The organism is Microcoleus sp. N9_A1, assembly GCF_036701795.1.
In the GTDB taxonomy this organism is placed as follows: domain Bacteria; phylum Cyanobacteriota; class Cyanobacteriia; order Cyanobacteriales; family Microcoleaceae; genus Microcoleus.
Map to the genome: position 1 here is coordinate 31,234 of NZ_JAUBRI010000012.1, position 17,994 is coordinate 49,227.

The window sequence follows — 17,994 nt, forward strand, 5'->3', positions numbered from 1 at the left end:
CCTTACCGGATAGATGTTCTATGTGAGTTACGGGTTAACTTCTAAGGTTCCAATAGGAGCAAACACTACAGTAAACTTAGCCACGGGTGCTGCACTGTTGCTGCTAGTTTCGGAAGATTTGAGCAGATTTGGCAAAGGAGTTTCTTGGGTATAATCCTTGGCTGGTTGATTGAGGGGCTCGAAATTGTCGATCGCCCCATCTTGACTGACGCTGACCCGATCGACTAGATTTTGAGTTGAATGTAGGGCTAGCTTGCCAACTTCGATCGATGCGACGATCGTACAGTTTCAGAATTAACTCCTCTAACTTTGCCCGATCCGTAATTTCTGCTGTCTAATTAGTCCCATTGACCGCCTGAACTCCTTGCTTGCTGATACAGGCAAAACTTGCACAGTCTTCTTTGTACGGCTACTCGCAATAGCCGATTCAGTTTACTTATTAGTAAAAGGTGCAACATCAACCAACTTGTCAGGCAGCTTTTTGTGGCTGTAAACAGCTCAATTAGAACTATTTGCAGCCAGAACCTTACCGCTGCTACTTGCAATAGCAGATTCCGTCGGCTTATTCGCAACAGCATTAACATCTGCTGGTGCGTCAGAAGGATTTTTCCACTCGATTGTCATAGACTTGACGTAAATACCGCGAAAGTTTTCTTTTTGTGTTGCCGAAAGATTGCAATTGGATAAGTTTCAATAAATAGGGTAAAAACTCCTACACAAACCCAAACAAACTTGTGCATCTTCCTCGCCGGGAGTGGCTTATTTTTTGTCTCCATAAATCAAATTTCACATTACTTAAGTTCATGGCTAATAGGGGAATAGAGGATGCCAGGACATAGCTCTGCAAGCAACCAATAAAGCAAAAATCCAGAAAAATAAGGTTCACAATTTGCATAATTTTTGCGTGAAAATTATCTGGTGATCTGATTCATCTGTTGAAAATGGTAATTAATAATTAACCGCTAACTAATAACGACAAAGCGCGAATTTTATCAACACCTAGTCCGCTCACCATGCTGCCACCCCAGAGTAACTTTTGTGAGAGTGAAATTTGAGCGATATCTAACTATTTGGAAAATTCAGATGGAAGTAAATCGGTAGTTGAGTCTTGGGTGTTGCACCACTGGCAAATATCCTGTAGGTTGTGCGGAAAATTACTTGAGAATAAGCGCATTAGTATTTTGAGTTTCTTGATAATGCAGCTCCTGCGGGCAAAGCCGATCGCGCCAATGTGCGATCGACAACCGCAAACCTACTGGTAATTATATTGACTAGCAATAATTCGGACTTTTTAGTTTCTCGAACACGCAATACTTTGGCTGTGACTAGCTATCTGCTAATTTCACTGCTGCGGTCGTCAAAAACTTAACGCTATTTATTCTCAGGAGTTGAGAATAAAACCAATGAGATATTTTCAGTGTATTATTTATGTTTTTTTAATATTCTTGCTTGAGCTTGACGGTGAATACAATTTTGCAGTTGAATCTGTAAACAAATATTGATAATTCTTATCAAAAAGCTTCAATGTGGGGGTGCTAGGTAAAATATCCCAATAATTCTTCAGGATTATTTAATATAAAATTTCTCATCCTCAAAATTCTGCCTTTGAGGCGGTAATCTATATAAAATAAGCGATCGCCCGCCACGAATTGCCCGCTAACGAAGAGCATCGCTCCCCCGCACCAATACCCCCAGAGGGGATGGTAAATTTTTGTAAAAAATAGTTGACTAAAGGGTTGGGAGTTCAATTGTTTGGGATAGATCTATGCACATACCTGATGGTTTTCTTTCACCGCCCGTAGCCATTGCCACTGGCATAGCAAGTGCAGCAGTAATTGCAGTTGCCCTAAGTCGAACCCGCACCAGTCTGGGCTCGCGGCAAGCCCCAATCATGGGCTTAACTACAGCTTTCGTGTTTGCAGCCCAGATGATCAACTTTCCCGTAGCCGGCGGCACCAGCGGACACTTGTTGGGAGGGGCGCTGGCATCTGTGGTTTTGGGGAGCCCTTGGGCGGCAACTTTGGCGATGAGCACCGTTTTTATCATTCAAAGCGTCTTGTTTGCCGACGGGGGCATCACCGCCTTGGGTGCGAATATTTTTAACATGGGGCTCGTTGGCATTTGGGTGGGCTGGTGGCTGTTGCAGCCGTTGCAGCAACTCTTGGGAGGTTCCAGAAATCGCTTGCCCATAGCTGCGGGTATTGCCGCCGCCCTCAGCATCGTTGCTGCTTCTATTTGTGTGGCGATCCAACTGGCAATTTCTGGTACAGTAGCGCTGAATATCGCATTGCCAGCAATGGTAGGCATACATATTTTAATTGGCATTGGCGAAGGGGTAATTACAGGTGCAGTTTTAACTTATCTAGTCAAAGTACGGCCGGATTTACTGCCGGGAGAACAGCCGCAATTGCAAAAATGGGTAGTGCCAGTAATCGGGGTTTTATTAATTTCGGGGGTGCTTTCGCTGTTCGCTTCAAGTTGGCCTGACGGGTTAGAATCGGTAGCCGAAAATTATGGCTTTAAAGAGAAAGAAGCTGTAGCGATCGAAAATCCTACTCCTTTAGCAGATTACACAGTTAAAGGATTAGAAGAACAGCCGATAGGTACTAGCATTGCTGGAGTTGTGGGAGCGGCCACCTGCTTCGGTGCAGCCTTTGGTATTGCTCAATTAGTCAAACCGAAAGATGCTTAAACTCTCGATACCTTTTCGATTGCGGTTATCTCTGATAATTGTAATCGGCATTGGTTTTATGAAGACTGGCGCTTGGCTGTGGCTGGGGATTTATGGGGCGATCGCACTTATTTGGTCGTTTTGGCTGAGAGCGCCCCTGCGAACGCTAGTACAACTGTTAGGAGCCGAATTAATTTTTCTGTCATTGTTAGTATTGCCGCAAGGTTGGGAACGTGCCAGTTTTCTGTTGCTGCGTTCCCTAATTTGCCTGCTAATTATGAACAGTTTTCTGCTAACTTTGCCGCCCCACAGTTTCGGAATCGCCCTCAAAGGATTACCCCTACCAGCAGGTTTGCAAGAGATAGTTCTTTTAGCGGGACAATACTTAGAAATCTTGCTGTCCGAAGTCAACCGCATGAAAAGATCCGCGCAACTCCGAGGCTTATCTGGTACAGCAGGATGGTTGCGCTACGCCAGTGCTTCCATGATCGGAGCGCTTTATTTGCGAAGTCTCGATCGCGCAGAAAGAGTACACGCAGCCATGATGATTCGCGGCTATCAAGGAAGTTTGCCCACCGAATCACAATCAACACCAAAACAGCGACTGTGGCTGACACTCGCAATTTTAACCGCAGCGGGATTAACAATAGCTTCTTACGGTAATTGGGCATAGGGCATAGGAAATTGATTAATTCATCCCTCTATCTTTTTCCTTATCCCCTCCCCTCTCTGCGTTCTCTGCGCCCTCTGCGGTTAAAAACTCTTAATCCTAAAATCGAGGCAAATAAAAATTGACTAATCTCAAATCACCGCCAACCATTGAAGTGCAAGACCTAGTATTCAGCTATCCCCAGCAAAAACCAGTATTGCGGGGAATATCCTTTAATTTGCAACCCGGAGAAAGAGTTGGTTTAATGGGTTTAACAGGGGCTGGAAAAAGCACCTTACTCGAAAATTTAATCGGCTTAAAAATGCCTCAATCCGGCGAGATTAGAGTGCAGGGAACAAAGCTGGAACAGGCGACTTTATCGCAAGCGCGGAAGCAAATAGGATTTTGTTTTCAAGATGCTAACGACCAGCTATTTATGCCGACTATTTTAGAGGATGTGACGTTCGGGCCGCGCAATTATGGAGTGTCGCTTGGGGAAGCGCGCGATCGAGCTTTAGATTTATTAGACGAATTCGGCTTAGTCGAATTTGCCAACCGTTCGGCCCACGAACTTTCCGGGGGTCAAAGAAGGTTAGCAGCCTTGGCAGCAATTTTAGCATTAAAGCCTGCAATTTTAATCTTAGACGAGCCGACGAACGGACTAGACCCCTCGTGGCGCAGGCGTTTGGCTAAAGTTTTGTCGCAATTGCCGGTCGAGGTAATTTTAATCGCATCCCACGATTTGAATTGGATCGGAAAAACGACTCAAAGGGCGTTAATTTTGGCGGATGGTGAGATTAAAATTGACAGAGACACTGAAGATTTGATGAAAGACAAATCAACTCTTGAAAGTTATAATTTGCCGCCAGATTGGTAATCGGTGATTTGTTTGTAGAGTGCTACAACATCAGACTGTAAGTTGCGAGATCAAAGGAGGCTGAGCCTCCGAATCTGCATTACCAGGCAAAGCGAAAGTAACGAGCAATTGCTTAAGTTATTAAATTTTCATTCGTAATGCCAAAAATTAGCTTTTTTTATAGATGCTTTCGTTGGGAAACTCCAAATTTCTCAGGGAAATTGTTTTTTTGGGTTAGGGAGTTTTGGTGGGGAAAGAGAGTTAATCTGGAAAGAATTGCTAACTATTACTGAATTTGCAGGCAAAAATCATGAAGGTAGCTGTATTCAGCACGAAATCCTACGATCGCACTTTTTTAGAAGCAGCCAACGCTGGCCAACACGAGTTGGTGTTTTTTGAACCGCGCCTGAACCTGGAAACGAGCGTGTTAACTGCGGGATTTCCGGCGGTCTGCGCGTTCGTTAACGACACTTTGGACGCAAAAACGCTGCGGGCGATCGCCCAAAATGGTGTGCGCTTGCTGGCGCTGCGATCGGCCGGATTCAATCACGTCGATTTAGCAGTAGCCCGCGATTTAGACTTAACTCTGCTGCGAGTTCCCGCTTATTCTCCCTACGCCGTCGCCGAACACGCAGTGGCGATGATTTTGTCCCTCAACCGCAAAATCCACCGCGCCTACAACCGCGTCCGCGAAGGCAATTTTGCCCTAGATGGCCTGTTGGGTTTTGACCTCCACGGTAAAACGGTGGGCATCGTCGGAACAGGGAGAATTGGCGCAATTACTGCCCAAATTCTGCACGGATTCGGGTGTCGCCTGCTGGGATACGATGTTTACCAAAACCCAGATTGCCTCGCCCTAGGCATGGAATACGTCGCACTCCCGGAACTATTCGCCGCCTCTGATATTGTCAGCCTCCATTGTCCGCTGATACCGGAAACTTACCATTTGATCGGTGCAGAGGCGATCGGGCAAATGAAACCGGGAATGATGCTGATCAATACCAGCCGCGGTCAGTTGATTGACACTAAAGCTGTTACCAAAGCACTGAAGTCTGGTATAATTGGCTACCTCGGCTTAGATGTTTACGAACAAGAGACGGATTTGTTTTTTGAGGATTTGTCAAATCACGTCATTCAAGACGACGTTTTTCAACGTTTGCTGACTTTTCCCAACGTCCTGATTACCGGACACCAAGCTTTTTTCACCGAGGAAGCTTTGAAAAATATCGCCGAAACCACGATCGGCAATATCACCGACTTTGAACAAGGACGCCCATGCCCGAATCAAATCGACCTCGATCAAGTGAAAAAATGAGTCAAAAGACCGATTTGGCAGCGAAGGCAATTGTTTAAAATCAAGTCATATCGTTATTTTTGCTTGCAATTTGTGAAACTCTGCCTTAGTCTCATCAATTAGTCCCTGCAGCGCGGATGCTGTGCTAATTGCCGGAGAATTATACTGGCAGCAATTCACAGCCTGCAATTTTACCTGACAACGGAGGAAGTATTCAATGACACAAGCTAACTTTTCGGACGAGACACAAACAATCACTGAAGTCGTGACAGTAGATCTGGTGGAGGACAAACCGGGGGTCATGACTACAGTGACAACCACGGAAACAACGACCAGCCAGTTCCAAGATATTAAAGACCAAGTTATTACAATTTTGTCGGAACTTCCAGCCTATCTCTCTAATTTTTTTGCTGACTACCAAAAGCCCCTCATAACTATTGGTTTAATTCTGGCAGGCGGTATTAGTATTAAGGTAATGCTGGGAGTTTTAGGTGCTCTTAATGATGTCCCTTTGGTAGCTCCAGTTTTTGAGTTGATTGGGATGGGATATACGGGTTGGTTTGTTTACCGCTATCTGCTCAAGGCTTCTAATCGCCAAGAGTTGTTAACGGAAATTGATTCTTTAAAAGAACAAGTTGTAGGCAAAGATTCTTAATTTGTCAGTTGACAGTTGACAGTTGACAGTTGACAGTTGACAGTTGACAGTTATCAGTTGACAGAAGGAAGAGGGAATATTGGGAGCATCTCAGTTTTGCATTTTTTTAAAAGATGAGATGCTCTCGGCAATATTTGCCAAATCTCCCCCTCTCCCTCACTCTCCCGCTCTCAATTTCACTGGCAAATTTGTTGCAAAGTGGCGGTAAAATCGGGGTAGGAAATGGCAGCAGCTTCGGCCCGGTGAATGTTAGTAATACCTGTGGCGTTGAGCGCTGCGATTGCCAAACTCATCGCTATTCTGTGGTCGGTGTAACTGTCAACATCCGCACCGGTCAAAGGAGTTCCCCCGGTAATTTCTAAACCGTCGGGTAACTCGGAAATTTTGGCTCCCATGCGGTTGAGTTCTGCAGCAGTCACGGCCAGCCGATCGCTCTCTTTGACTCGCAACTCGGCCGCATCTCGAATTATTGTAGTACCCGACGCAAAGATCGCCGCTACTGCCAAAATCGGGATTTCGTCAATCAGTCGGGGAATTAAGTCGCCCGCAATGGTGCATCCCCGCAATTGGCCGGAACTACGAACCAAGATATCCGCTACCGGTTCCCCAGCCGCCTCTCGCTGATTTTGCAGTTCAATGTCGGCCCCCATCATTTCCAAAGCTTCCAAAATGCCTGTACGAGTTGGGTTGACGCCGACATTTTCGACTACGAGCTCGGAACCAGGGACGATCGCCCCAGCCACCAGCCAAAATGCCGCCGAACTAATATCTCCCGGTACAATCACATTCTGCCCTTGCAGTTGCGATCCGCCAGTGACTGTCACGCTACAAGTTTCTGGATCGACGGTTAATTTGGCTCCAAACGCCCGCAACATCCGCTCGCTGTGATCCCGTGAGAGCGCGGGTTCTGTGACTGTAGTTTCTCCCTCAGCCATCAAACCTGCTAGCAAAATGCAGGATTTAACTTGAGCTGAGGCGATCGGAGAATGGTAGTGAATCGGTTTTAACTGCTGTCCCAGTATCGCTAAAGGAGCTAAAGAATTGCCCTTTCTACCCCAAATTTGCGCTCCCATTTGTTGCAGCGGTTTAATGACGCGCGACATGGGGCGCGATCGCAAAGAACTGTCACCCGTTACTGCATAAAAACGCCCCGGATGAGACGCTAAAATTCCCAACATCAGCCGCATCGTCGTGCCGGAATTACCCGCATCCAAGACTTCCACAGGCTCCTCTAACTCGCCAATTCCGACACCCGTGACTGTCACCCGTTCCGCGTTGAGTTCAGAAACTTTGGCTCCGAGGAGCGAGAAACATTTAGCCGTGCTGCGGGGGTCTTCTCCTAGGAGTAGTCCCTCAATTGTAGTTTTACCTTGGGCGATCGCGCCCAACATCAAAGCTCGGTGAGAAATCGACTTATCCCCTGGCACTCGAATCCTCCCCACCAGCGACAAGCCCGAGGCAGGTTTTTGAATGCTTAAAGTTTGGCTTTTGTCAAGAAGCGTAGTAGTGATAATGTCAGCTTGCATTGAGATAAACTAGGATTGGATGGCGTTAGCTATCCTACCTTTTTCCCAGTCCTAAGTCAGTTGTCTTTTGTACGGCCTGCGGTTTTTTTCCCAATGTGTCCGGTTAACTTAAAGGCTGATTAAACTCGCCCGGAGACTGCGCTGTCAGTTCTCGATGACACGGGAGTGCGGACGCAACGGCACGGATTTCACATTAATTTCACAAATATTATCCGTGTATTTGCTTAGATTTCATGTCCAGCTCTCAGTTATCGACCAGATGATTGAATTGTGACTAAACAATTTTAGATTTTCGATTGCGAGTTGTAGATTTTTCATTTTTTTAAGCAAAAGCTCCGGAATTTGGAAGCCAGCCAATCTAAAATCTAAAGTCTAAAATCTCCAATCTCAAACCGCCCGATCCACAACAACTCCTAAACTTTTATTTATGCTGACCCATCACCGCAAGCCTGTAAGTTTATCGCTGGTATCCACAGATTTACCATTGTGGTCAGTTGTTGAAACCGCTGGTACGCTTTATCAAAAAGACCAGGATCGCTTTCACTTGTTGCTGCACGAACCAGCAATAATCGATCGCCAATTTTCCGACGGCTCCGACGAATCTGCCGAGCAAGTTACAATCTTGCCCCCAACTACAAAACCCCGGTTGCTCTGGCTAGAAGTTTCGCCCTATCGAGTCATTATGACCATGCAAGGAAACGGCAAATACAGTTACCGCCACTGCTGGGAACGAGGAATGTACGGCCTGAGCCGTTATTGGCTTCAGGGCGAATCGCTGGCGACTCCCGAACAGTTGCGACTCCGCAACTTCACCCGCAACTTGACGCTGACAGGAAAGCCGGAGCCCGGACACTTGCAGTTAGAATACGAGTTGTGGTCGGAGAAAGTGCAACTCGGTTGCTATATTTTGAATCTAGAAATTCATCACTAAATTGGGTAATTGCAAAGGGGTAGATAGTAGGTGAAGGCGACGCATTCCTCAAATTCATTCACCCCCCGTGGGTTGTTGGGGTTCGCGTGGCCATCTCAAAACTCAAAACTCTTAGCCTTTAACGATCGCCCTTACAATAATTAATCAGTTTGCTAGTCAAAGCGTCTTGATTTGCGGCTGCTTGATTCGCCTGTTGGCCGGCTCTGATAATATCTGCTTGAGCTGTTTGGATTTGCTCTCGACCTTCTATACTTGTAGAAGCGAGATTTGCAGCCTGAAGACTTTTGCTTATGTCGCCGAGGGCTTGACTAATTTCCTGGAAGGATTTAACCGATGGCTCCTGAATTTCTTTGAGGGTTGAATCTGTTATTCGCAGATCCTCAAGTTCATTCGCTATCAGGTTCAAATTTTTAGCTAACTTGTCGGTCGTTGCAGCATCGTTGCTGTCTTTATCAACATCAATGAGAGCGTTGCCTTTGTTGACAATTTCAGTAAATTTAGTACACTGGACAGCTCGGCTATCGCTGCAACTAATCGTCAGCGTACAGCAAGCAACAACTATCAGCAGGATGGCAATCTGTTTGCGAAAAAAGTACATGAAACCTCGGTTGCAAAAAAAGTAGATTCTGGGATTTTGTAGTAGAGTGCGTCAGCGATTAGCCGATATATCAACTGTCGAAAAACTTTCGCGGCATTCAGACACGCTCTACTAAGCTAAACTACGTACCTGTTTAGGAACTATGGTCAAAAACAGCAATAACCTAAAGAAGGGAAGCATTTGGGGATATCTTACCCTGCTTTTGCCTATTTCCTTGACGGCGGTTGCCAGTTTCGAGTCGGGAAAGATGTTTTGGGCGATCGCCACCACAGCGGGCATTGCTTGGGCTTACAAGCTCTACCAACAGCAGCAAAAACATAAACTCGCTCATTTAGACTCGGTTTTCTATAAGTTGATCAAGGAAAATCAAGGGCGAGTTACGGCTTTGGATTTGGCGATGAATGCGAAACTGCCGGGAGAAAAGGTTCAAGAGTATCTCGACGAACGAGCCTCTGAGTTTGCAGCGGATTTTGAAGTGACGGAACAAGGCGGAATTTTGTATTATTTTCAAATAGCTCCACCTGTCAATCAAAGCGAAACAGCTATTGCGGGAATAGCTGTTCAAGAGCCTCCCACAAATCGGGAAAAAACACAAGATAAAAAACCAAATTTATTCCCCATTGCTCAAACCAAGACTCCTGGAAAACCCAAAATCTCTTTTACCCAGACGGAACTCTCCCGCAGATTCAAAGTTCACGCAAGTACGATCGGCAAGTGGAAACTTAAGCCGGAGTTTGCTCAGTGGAGTCGCGAAAAAGACCCCGAGGCGATCGCCTGGGAATATTCTACAGAAAACAAGCGATTTTATCCCAAAGATTGAGTTCCTCCGGTATTCGCCCAAATATATCAAGAAACCCGGTTTATACGACGCTCTGCGGTTGCTAACGAAGAATTTGTGAAGAAACGGGGTTTCTCTTACATCTTGGACAATTCTCAAGAACAGGCAAGATGCCTGTTCCACAAAGAATGAGTTTTCTTGTAGGGTGGGCTTCTAGCCCGCCCATAAAAAGCTTATTGACAATGGTGCAAGATATGATGTTTCTGAGACTTGAGCGTGTCTTGGACTGATTAGGCCGCCGTTGACCGATCGACCTATTTAGGTTATTTTAAGTAAAATCCTCTATTGTTGAGTTTGCCAAATAAAAATCGGTAAATTCGATCGTCCTATCTGTGACTTTTTTCTCCTATGTCCAAAACAACCTTGCGAGTAGTCGCCCGCCTCGCCGCCTTTCCCGACAAAGTAGCAGAACTTAAATCTCTGCTGCTGAGCATTATGGATCCCACTCGCAAAGAAAAAGGCTGCATCAAATACGAACTCCTGCAAAATCAAGCCGATCCCACAGATTTTACGTTTGTTGAAGAGTGGGAAAGTGCAGATTTGCTCGAACTACATCTCGGTTCAACTCACATTCAAGACGCCGTGCAGAAATTAGACGGTTTGGCCGTTGGGCCTCCAGATATTCGTCGCTATGAATTGCTAGCTTAATCGGGTTTTTATAGCAATTTTATTAATGTTTGTGAAATAGCTTATGCCCCCTATATCGGCTTTTTAAGGGGGCTATAGTTCATTATAAATTGAAGCAAAGCTAAAAAAAATATGACAGTAGCAACAATAAAACAGTTATTTATTTATCCAATTAAAGGGCTGACACCGCAACCAATGTCGGAGTTTGCTTTAACAGCCGGACACGGAATTAAGGGCGATCGAGCTTTTGCCCTGATGTTTGCAGATAATCTTGAAGCTGCTAAGATGCCCGCCCAAAATATGCCTTGGATGAGCAAAAAACATTTTGCCGTTCAAAACGATTGGCCTCTGTTAGCAGCTTTGGAATGTGATTATCAACCGGAAACGACGGTTTTAACAGTCAAGCGTCAAGGAGTTGAAGTATTATCCGCAGAAACGAACACAGCAGCGGGGCGCGATCGCATCAGCAGTTTTTTCACAGAATATTTGGCGGCAATTGAACCCACAAAAGAAGCGAGACACCCGCAGTTTGCACCTTTGCAATTAGTCGGCGACACCAGCGGCGAAACTCGTTATCCCGATCGAGAACCCGTACACATTTCTTTACTCAGTCAAGCCACATTAGATCAATTAACAGAAATTGCTGTTCAAAACATTGACGTGGGCCGATTTCGCCCGAACATTGTGCTAGAAGGTATGGCAGCTTGGTCAGAATTTGAGTTGATCGGAAAACAGTTTCAATTAGGCACAGCGCGCATAGAAGTTACAGCACGAATCGGTCGCTGTGTCAATATAGAAGTGAATCCAGAAACGGGCGATCGGGATATTTCCCTACTCAGTTTACTGCAACAGGAATTCGGTCACGCACAAACTGGAGTTTTAGCCAAAATTATCGACAGTGGCACAGTTAAAATCGGCGATGTTTTGACTTCTTATTAATAAAAAGCGACATTAAGATTGTGAATGCTGGCTAACTTCCTCTACTGATAAACCCAGCGCTTCTGCCACTTGCTCTGTATTCAATCCCATTGCCAACAACCGAGGGATCGCATCCCGCCGCGCTTGGGCTTCTGCACTCAAAGCCTGCTCTGCTAAGGAAGCTCGTTGCTGTTCGACAGCAGCTCGTTCTGTACCTGTCAGCAGCAAATTGCCCTCGCTGTCCCACCACCGCAGCCACAGCATTGTCTGGTTTTGATAACTGCCTTCCCACAGTCCTAATTCTACGCCCATGGGCGCGATCGGATAATGAGCGCGATCGTTCGGAAGCAACTGCTGGTAAAACCCATTGTTCAGGCTGTAAACCTCCAGCCTGCCAGTATTGATCTCATAGATGCAATAATACGGAATCCGCATGATCCGCTCATAAACCCAAAACTTCCCAGGCCTTTGGGCCGCTCCAACTTCCGAGTACGATAGTGGGGTTGTGTCCCGCTCTTCTGAACCGTCTCCCGATGCGAACTCCAAAGCAATCATCGGAGCCATGAATTCGCGCCACAACACGTAAGAGCGACGAATCTGATTTCCTAGTGTTGGTGGCACGTTCGGCACGTAGAACCAGTCTGGAGCTTCTGCTCCCTTTTCAAGCGGGTCTGTTTCTCGCCAGTAGATGCCACAGTCTTGCCCTATAGCATATTGCCCATCGGGATGAAGCCGTTGCAATACCGACCCGATAGAATCAGTCAAAATAATGCTCTGCGGATGCTCCTGAAAATTCTTCACAAAAGTGCCGTCTTCCTCTGGCAGTTGAGTGTGGTCGGGGAAGGGAGAGGGAAGGACAATTTTTTCGCTTGCCTGGGTCATGCGACCTCTCAAGTATTGCAGCTTACCTGAATATCTTAACTCATCCTTCTGCCGGCACCCTCACCTTATTACCAATCAAATTCAGAAAACTCGTTCCAAAATGTTGAACCTCCAAAAAATTAGCATAAGCAGGAGTTGACTTGTAAACTCTAAAAGTCCGCATAATTCCTAAAGTCGCGGCACTTTCCAGCGGGCCGATAAAGCTAGTATCCCTGTCCAAAAAATGAGACTGCTTAGCCCAGTGTGCCATCTGTTCCGCATTTAAAAAATAGCAGCCGGAATGAGGATTCAACGCCCGCTCAAAAGCGACTGTTTGTTCCATGATTTTTCCCATTAACTGCCGCTGCTCCTCTACATTTTGAAACGGAGAAGTCGCTGAGTCTGCTAAATCACCATCAACATATGCTTTAAAAACCGCGCCTTTAGGCGCTATTTCATAGCGATTAGGTTGCAGCAAATTCCCATTTCCTCCGTGATGAGTAAACCACTTTAATTTACTAAAAAACCACGGATCATGCAGAACTAAATCATCTTCCAAATAACAGAAATAATCGTATTTGTTAAGACACGCTCGCAAAACTGCTTGACACTCAAACCCCAACAGCAGCGGTTCGCATTTTGTAGCATGGTGCATAAAACATCTGGGCTGCACTGGCAATTGAGGCAACAGATGATAACCTTGAGTAGTGCAAACAACAATGTCAATTTCGTGCTGTTGAGATTGATTTGCTGGGATAGTTGCACATTCGCTAATGTCAATCATCGACTGAGATTTGCCGTACAAAGCTTGCAGCGATGTCACGCAAGCGGTTAAAGCGTTTAGTCGTGGTTGCGGATCATTTCGCTGGGAAGCGTGTTTCCCCTCGCCGCTGGGATTGTAAAAGTGAGCAATAGTGAAGAGAATTCGCATTGGTGTGGAGTAACAATTAAAAATTAAACAATAAAACAGAACGATCGCACAATAACCCTATAAATTTTACCGCACTTAGTCACCAAATAACTCCGGCAGGCGATCGCGCAGCTCAGCATTTAAACGTGGCAACTCGTCTCGCATCTGTAAGTACCAATCTCGGCGCTGCCGGTAGTGCCCGCACAGCAAGCGGTTGTCCCGCACCCATTCGTAAGCATTGGCGGCTATTTCCCGGCGCATAGAAGTGTCTGAAATCAGCGAATTTAGTTTGGTTTCAAACTCTTTTTCATATCTATAAATAAATCCGGTTTCACCTTCGACAATCGAATGTTCGTACACAGTGGGACTTGCCAGCACCGCTACTCCCCGCGCTGCACATTCAATAAATTTTAAGTCGGATTTCATTTCGTTAACCGGGTTAGCAACGAGCGGCAGTAAAGCTATATCGCAACTGTACATTATTTCTTGATACCGTTCGTAACTGCAAAATGGTTCAAATTCTTTTTGTTGTATTTTTAAGGCTTCAAAAAATCTGCGGTCGTGGATTACTTTAACTCGAATCCGGTGCTTGTGTGCAACTAAAACTCGATTTACCGCTGCCATAATCGGCTGCCAATCTTTTTCGCGGTTGAGTGCACCAAAAAAGATTGTGACTGTATCTTCTGCCGGATAAATTCGCGGCGGAGGTAGATAAGCTAATTGATTGGGAAATACGGCCACATTGGGATTGTAGTGCCGCAAAATTTTGGCTAGCGGTTCTGTAGAAGTTTGAACGCAGTGACAGCCGCGATAGCTGAGGTAATTATTGTCTGCGTATTCGCGGCGGCGGACGGGATTATCGTCAATTTCAGCTACTATTAAATAGCCTTGTTGCAGCAGTTCTTTGAGTTGGGGAATATAGCCGGGATATTGCATGATTGTCCGCTGCCAGATGAAGACTTTTTCTTCTCCCAGCAGGGGGGGAATTAATTCTGCTGTTTTCACGCCGGATACGGTGCGGACACCGGGAATTGTAGCGCTAAATTTGTCCGGTTCCAAAACTCGCACACGATCGCACCCTGTAGGAGCCATAATGATAGTCTGAATCAGCAGTCTGCGCGCAGGTACGGTCGATTTGGTCGATCGCACGATATAATGTTCCGCACCTGTTTCCGTAGCAAAGCTGCTCGATGTTAGCTCTAAAGCCTTTACCATGGGATGCAGTAATTCCTGAAAGTGGACAAAATTTTCGGTTTTGTGTCCCTTTCCTTGAAATTCATAAACCTGCAATCCGGCTTGAGCAAATAGTGATTTAATACTTTCTAGGGTAAACCAGTGCTGCATCTTGTTGTCGGGATTCTCCCACTGTCCCCGCAACAGATTGACAATTCGCCGCCAGTATTGAACATTAGGGATTCTGGCGAGAATTTGCCCCTCTGGATTCAGCAAACCACTGTACTGCTTGAGGATATCCCAAGGGTTTTTGAGGTAGGGTAGCAAGTCGCCAAAAACCAAACAATCGACGGTTCCTGGGGCGATGTCGAGACTTTCGAGGGCAATTTCTTCAATATCGGCTACCGTCACCCAGTTTAGCCGATCGACTGCAATTTTAGCTTTTTCTCGATCGCATTCAATGCCGATATACTGACAATGGGGATTTATCAGCTTGTACTGTTCGCCCGTCGAGCCCGTACCGCAGCCAATTTCGACAATGACTTTAGCATCCGGCGGTAGCAGCTTCAAGAAGTCGTGGTTGACGCGATCGATCACTTTCTCTAAAATTCCTGATTAGTTTATCGTAAAATAAAACAGAGCAACCCATGCCGACAGACAACCAGCCGAAGGTTAGCATTGCGATGCCAGTATACAATGGCGATCGGCACATTTGTCAAGCACCCAATTTTCTGTTACCAACCCTTTCCCTTCCCTCTCTTCTCTTCCTCTGCGTTCTCTGCGCCCTTTGCGGTTCATTTAATCTTATTCACCCATCCTACAAGGATTGCCATATCTTAGCAAATATTGAGCAAAATTATAATTTTTTCTCAACCCATACCCTCATTGAGCGCGATTGAGACTCTCAATTAATTCTGCTTTTTTTCCAAAAATCAACACAACAATTTGCTGAATACATTAGAAACTATGAACCCTAATCTAGGAATGAACATCGCCGGCTACATCAACGGCGAATTTGGCATAGGAGAAGGTGTCAGAGCAAACATCAGAGCCGCAGAAGCCGCCAACATTCCCTTCGTCATCAACAATTTTACCCGCAGTCCCCACCGCAAACAAGACACTACCTATCAAAACTTTAGCCAAGACAATCCCCATCCCGTCAACTTAATTCAAGTTAACGCCGATGAAATTGCAACCTTTATCAAACATACAGGTTCCACCTATTTTGAAAACAAATACAATATCGGCTTTTGGGCTTGGGAACTTCCCGCATTTCCCCCAGAATGGCAGCCAGCATTTAATCACTTTCACGAAATATGGACTTACAGCAACTATTGCGCCGAGGCAATTTCGGCACTTGCGCCAATTCCCGTGATCAAAATTATGCCCAGTATTGCTCTCCCCGCACCTTCCCTGAACAGAGAAGCACTGAGTTTACCTAAAGATAAATTTATTTTCTTGTTTGTATTCGACTTTTCCAGCCGCATCGAGCGCAAAAATCCTTTAGTGGCCATACAAGCATTTAAACAAGCTTTTGGCGAAGATGACCGCCTATTGTTGATTATCAAATCTTCTAATTCAAACAGAAATTTAGAGCAGAAAAACTTATTAAATTCTGCCATCGCCAATTATTCAAATATCAAACATCTAGACGGGTATTTGTCCAAAAATAAACTTAACGGTTTGCTCTACAATTGCGACTGTTATGTATCCCTGCACCGCTGCGAAGGATTTGGCTTAACAATGGCTGAAGCAATGTTTTACGGGAAACCCGTAATTGCCACCGGCTATTCATCAAATACAGAATTTATGAATGTCGGCAATAGCTATTTAGTCAAGTATAAATTAATCCCACTTGAGAAAGATTTCGGGCCTTACAAAAAAGGCAATGTTTGGGCCGAAGCGGATGTCGAACACGCTGCGGATTTAATGCGGTACGTCTTCAACAATTACCGGGAAGCTCAAGAAATTGGAGCGATAGCTGCTGAGGAAATTAAGACTTTACTCCACCCGCAAGTTACAGGCAATAAAATTAGAAAACGTCTCGAATATATTGCCGAGATTACCGATAACTTTCAAAGCATACCTCTGTCAGGAACAGCCACAGCGAAGTCTGCCAAAATTAGGGCAGACTTGCCACCATCACAGCAAAAAAATCAATCCAAAGCAGAAGTACAAAACGAGCAGCCGAAGGTTAGCATTTGCATTCCAACATACAACGGAGAAAAATTTATTGGGGAAGCAATTCAAAGTGCTTTGGCCCAAACCTACGCTAACATAGAACTGATTATATCCGACGACGGCTCCACAGACAGCACAATTGCGATCGCCCAATCATTCCAATTACAAACCTCAGTCGATTTCCGCATCGTACTGCACCGCAACTACGGCTTATCACAAAACTGGAACTTCTGCATATCCCAAGCAAAAGGTCAATACATTAAATTTCTGTTTCAAGACGACTTGCTCGCACCAGAATGTATTGAAAAAATGGTCGCAGTCGCCCAAAAAAACCCAGAAATAGGTATGGTTTTCTCCCCGCGTGGCATCACCATAGCTGAAAATGAATCTAACCCGATTTTGCGGAGAGCTTCTCAATCAATTAAAGATTTGCATAAAAGTTGGTCGAATTTAAAATCTCTTCAGCCCGGAAAACAATTACTGGCAGATACTAACTGCTTGAACAACCCGATAAACAAAATTGGCGAACCTAGTACCGTCTTAATTGCCGCGCGAGTATTTGAAGAAATAGGATTATTTGATTCGGGATTATCTCAGTATGTAGACTTAGATATGTGGTGGCGAATCATGGGCAACTATCATATCGGATTTGTAGACGAAAAACTGTCCTCCCTGCGGATTCATCCCGAACAACAAACTTGGAAAAACTTCGCTGCTGGGGAAAATCATAAGGATGTAGTCAGATTTTACAAAAAACTACTAAATGCTCCTGATTACAGTTTCTTGAATCAACAAATTAAACAGACAATCCGCCAAAAGTTGGCATTGAGAACCCAGCCGAGTTTATCAGAATTGTCAGCAATGCTTGAGCAATACAATAAATCCCCCTCAAAACAGCCTCTTCTCGCGCTGCGCTCCTACCGCCAACAGCTAGCTGAATATTGGCTGAATTTGCCAGCGAAAAAATTAGAAAGTGCTTACTTGAAAGACACGGGAAAAGCTCATAAATTGCTCCTAGATAGCGCCCTCAAAAATGAAACTTTAACTGAGTCAGAACAAAGTTTTGTCCAGCAGTTATCCTCGAAACTTGCTGAAGGAGGGGAAATTGCCGAGAAGATGCAATATCTCCTCGCAGCGATGCTGTACCGCGACGCTTATCAGTTACCACTTGAGTATAACAATGCAGCGATTCCCCAGTGGTTTTTTGACGACTTTTTGAAATTTATATTTCAGTCGCCGAATTATTTTCAACTGAGATGTGGCATTGTCAAGAACGGGCAAGATGCCCGTTCCACAACAGATAAAT

General features: G+C 45.3%; 17 protein-coding genes. 10 read left to right on the forward strand and 7 right to left on the reverse strand.

Translation table 11 applies throughout. The features are described 5' to 3' along the window. Nucleotides 1-498 precede the first annotated feature (498 nt). Nucleotides 499-624 (reverse strand): hypothetical protein, encoded by a 126-nt coding sequence (locus QUA58_RS07980; RefSeq protein ID WP_333251038.1) that lies wholly within the window; start codon nt 622-624, stop codon nt 499-501. Nucleotides 625-1,535: 911 nt separating this feature from the next. Continuing rightward, nucleotides 1,536-1,670: a hypothetical protein gene (locus QUA58_RS07985; protein WP_333251033.1), complete on the reverse strand. Its 135-nt coding sequence runs from the start codon at nt 1,668-1,670 to the stop codon at nt 1,536-1,538. Nucleotides 1,671-1,765: 95 nt separating this feature from the next. Here QUA58_RS07985 and QUA58_RS07990 point away from each other — a divergent pair, with 95 nt between their 5' ends. The 5 genes from QUA58_RS07990 to QUA58_RS08010 all read left to right on the forward strand — a co-directional run bounded on the left by QUA58_RS07990 (nt 1,766) and on the right by QUA58_RS08010 (nt 6,125). Then, nucleotides 1,766-2,692 (forward strand): energy-coupling factor ABC transporter permease, encoded by a 927-nt coding sequence (locus QUA58_RS07990; RefSeq protein WP_333251031.1) that lies wholly within the window; start codon nt 1,766-1,768, stop codon nt 2,690-2,692. Between the two features lie 58 nt (nt 2,693-2,750). After that, nucleotides 2,751-3,344: an energy-coupling factor transporter transmembrane component T gene (locus tag QUA58_RS07995; protein WP_333393567.1), complete on the forward strand. Its 594-nt coding sequence runs from the start codon at nt 2,751-2,753 to the stop codon at nt 3,342-3,344. A 118-nt stretch (nt 3,345-3,462) separates the two neighbouring features. Beyond that, nucleotides 3,463-4,197 (forward strand): energy-coupling factor ABC transporter ATP-binding protein, encoded by a 735-nt coding sequence (locus tag QUA58_RS08000; protein ID WP_333393569.1) that lies wholly within the window; start codon nt 3,463-3,465, stop codon nt 4,195-4,197. Between the two features lie 289 nt (nt 4,198-4,486). After that, nucleotides 4,487-5,491, forward strand: a complete 1,005-nt coding sequence (locus QUA58_RS08005) for a 2-hydroxyacid dehydrogenase (RefSeq protein WP_333393571.1) — start codon at nt 4,487-4,489, stop codon at nt 5,489-5,491. A gap of 196 nt (nt 5,492-5,687) precedes the next feature. Beyond that, on the forward strand, nt 5,688-6,125 hold the full coding sequence (locus tag QUA58_RS08010) for a CAAD domain-containing protein (RefSeq protein WP_333393572.1): 438 nt from the start codon (nt 5,688-5,690) through the stop codon (nt 6,123-6,125). Nucleotides 6,126-6,301: 176 nt separating this feature from the next. Here QUA58_RS08010 and aroA read toward each other — a convergent pair whose 3' ends face one another. Next, nucleotides 6,302-7,651, reverse strand: coding sequence for a 3-phosphoshikimate 1-carboxyvinyltransferase (aroA, locus tag QUA58_RS08015; RefSeq protein ID WP_333393573.1), 1,350 nt, complete (start codon nt 7,649-7,651; stop codon nt 6,302-6,304). Between the two features lie 427 nt (nt 7,652-8,078). On the opposite strand from aroA, the gene QUA58_RS08020 reads away from it, so the two are divergent. Next, nucleotides 8,079-8,582: a hypothetical protein gene (locus tag QUA58_RS08020; RefSeq protein ID WP_333251021.1), complete on the forward strand. Its 504-nt coding sequence runs from the start codon at nt 8,079-8,081 to the stop codon at nt 8,580-8,582. Between the two features lie 118 nt (nt 8,583-8,700). On the opposite strand, the gene QUA58_RS08025 is transcribed toward QUA58_RS08020, so the two are convergent. Then, nucleotides 8,701-9,180: a hypothetical protein gene (locus QUA58_RS08025; RefSeq protein ID WP_333251018.1), complete on the reverse strand. Its 480-nt coding sequence runs from the start codon at nt 9,178-9,180 to the stop codon at nt 8,701-8,703. 142 nt (nt 9,181-9,322) lie between these two features. Between QUA58_RS08025 and QUA58_RS08030 the strand changes: the two genes are divergently transcribed. From QUA58_RS08030 to QUA58_RS08040, 3 genes are all read left to right on the forward strand, one after another. Continuing rightward, nucleotides 9,323-10,000, forward strand: coding sequence for a hypothetical protein (locus tag QUA58_RS08030; protein ID WP_333393574.1), 678 nt, complete (start codon nt 9,323-9,325; stop codon nt 9,998-10,000). A gap of 366 nt (nt 10,001-10,366) precedes the next feature. Continuing rightward, entirely contained in the window at nt 10,367-10,666 is a 300-nt protein-coding gene (locus tag QUA58_RS08035) for a putative quinol monooxygenase (protein WP_333393575.1), read from the forward strand. 111 nt (nt 10,667-10,777) lie between these two features. Further along, nucleotides 10,778-11,584, forward strand: a complete 807-nt coding sequence (locus tag QUA58_RS08040; protein ID WP_333393577.1) for an MOSC domain-containing protein — start codon at nt 10,778-10,780, stop codon at nt 11,582-11,584. 12 nt (nt 11,585-11,596) lie between these two features. Here QUA58_RS08040 and QUA58_RS08045 read toward each other — a convergent pair whose 3' ends face one another. From QUA58_RS08045 to QUA58_RS08055, 3 genes are all read right to left on the reverse strand, one after another. After that, nucleotides 11,597-12,445, reverse strand: coding sequence for a Uma2 family endonuclease (locus QUA58_RS08045; protein WP_333393578.1), 849 nt, complete (start codon nt 12,443-12,445; stop codon nt 11,597-11,599). A gap of 40 nt (nt 12,446-12,485) precedes the next feature. Further along, a complete protein-coding gene (locus QUA58_RS08050; RefSeq protein ID WP_333393580.1) occupies nt 12,486-13,355 on the reverse strand; it encodes a calcium-binding protein in 870 nt (289 codons plus the stop codon). Between the two features lie 75 nt (nt 13,356-13,430). Further along, complete coding sequence (locus QUA58_RS08055; protein ID WP_333393582.1) at nt 13,431-15,104, reverse strand: methyltransferase domain-containing protein; 1,674 nt, start codon at nt 15,102-15,104, stop codon at nt 13,431-13,433. Nucleotides 15,105-15,473: 369 nt separating this feature from the next. On the opposite strand from QUA58_RS08055, the gene QUA58_RS08060 reads away from it, so the two are divergent. After that, nucleotides 15,474-17,994, forward strand: a 2,521-nt coding sequence (locus tag QUA58_RS08060; RefSeq protein ID WP_333393584.1) for a glycosyltransferase, incomplete at its 3' end; no start/stop codon positions are given.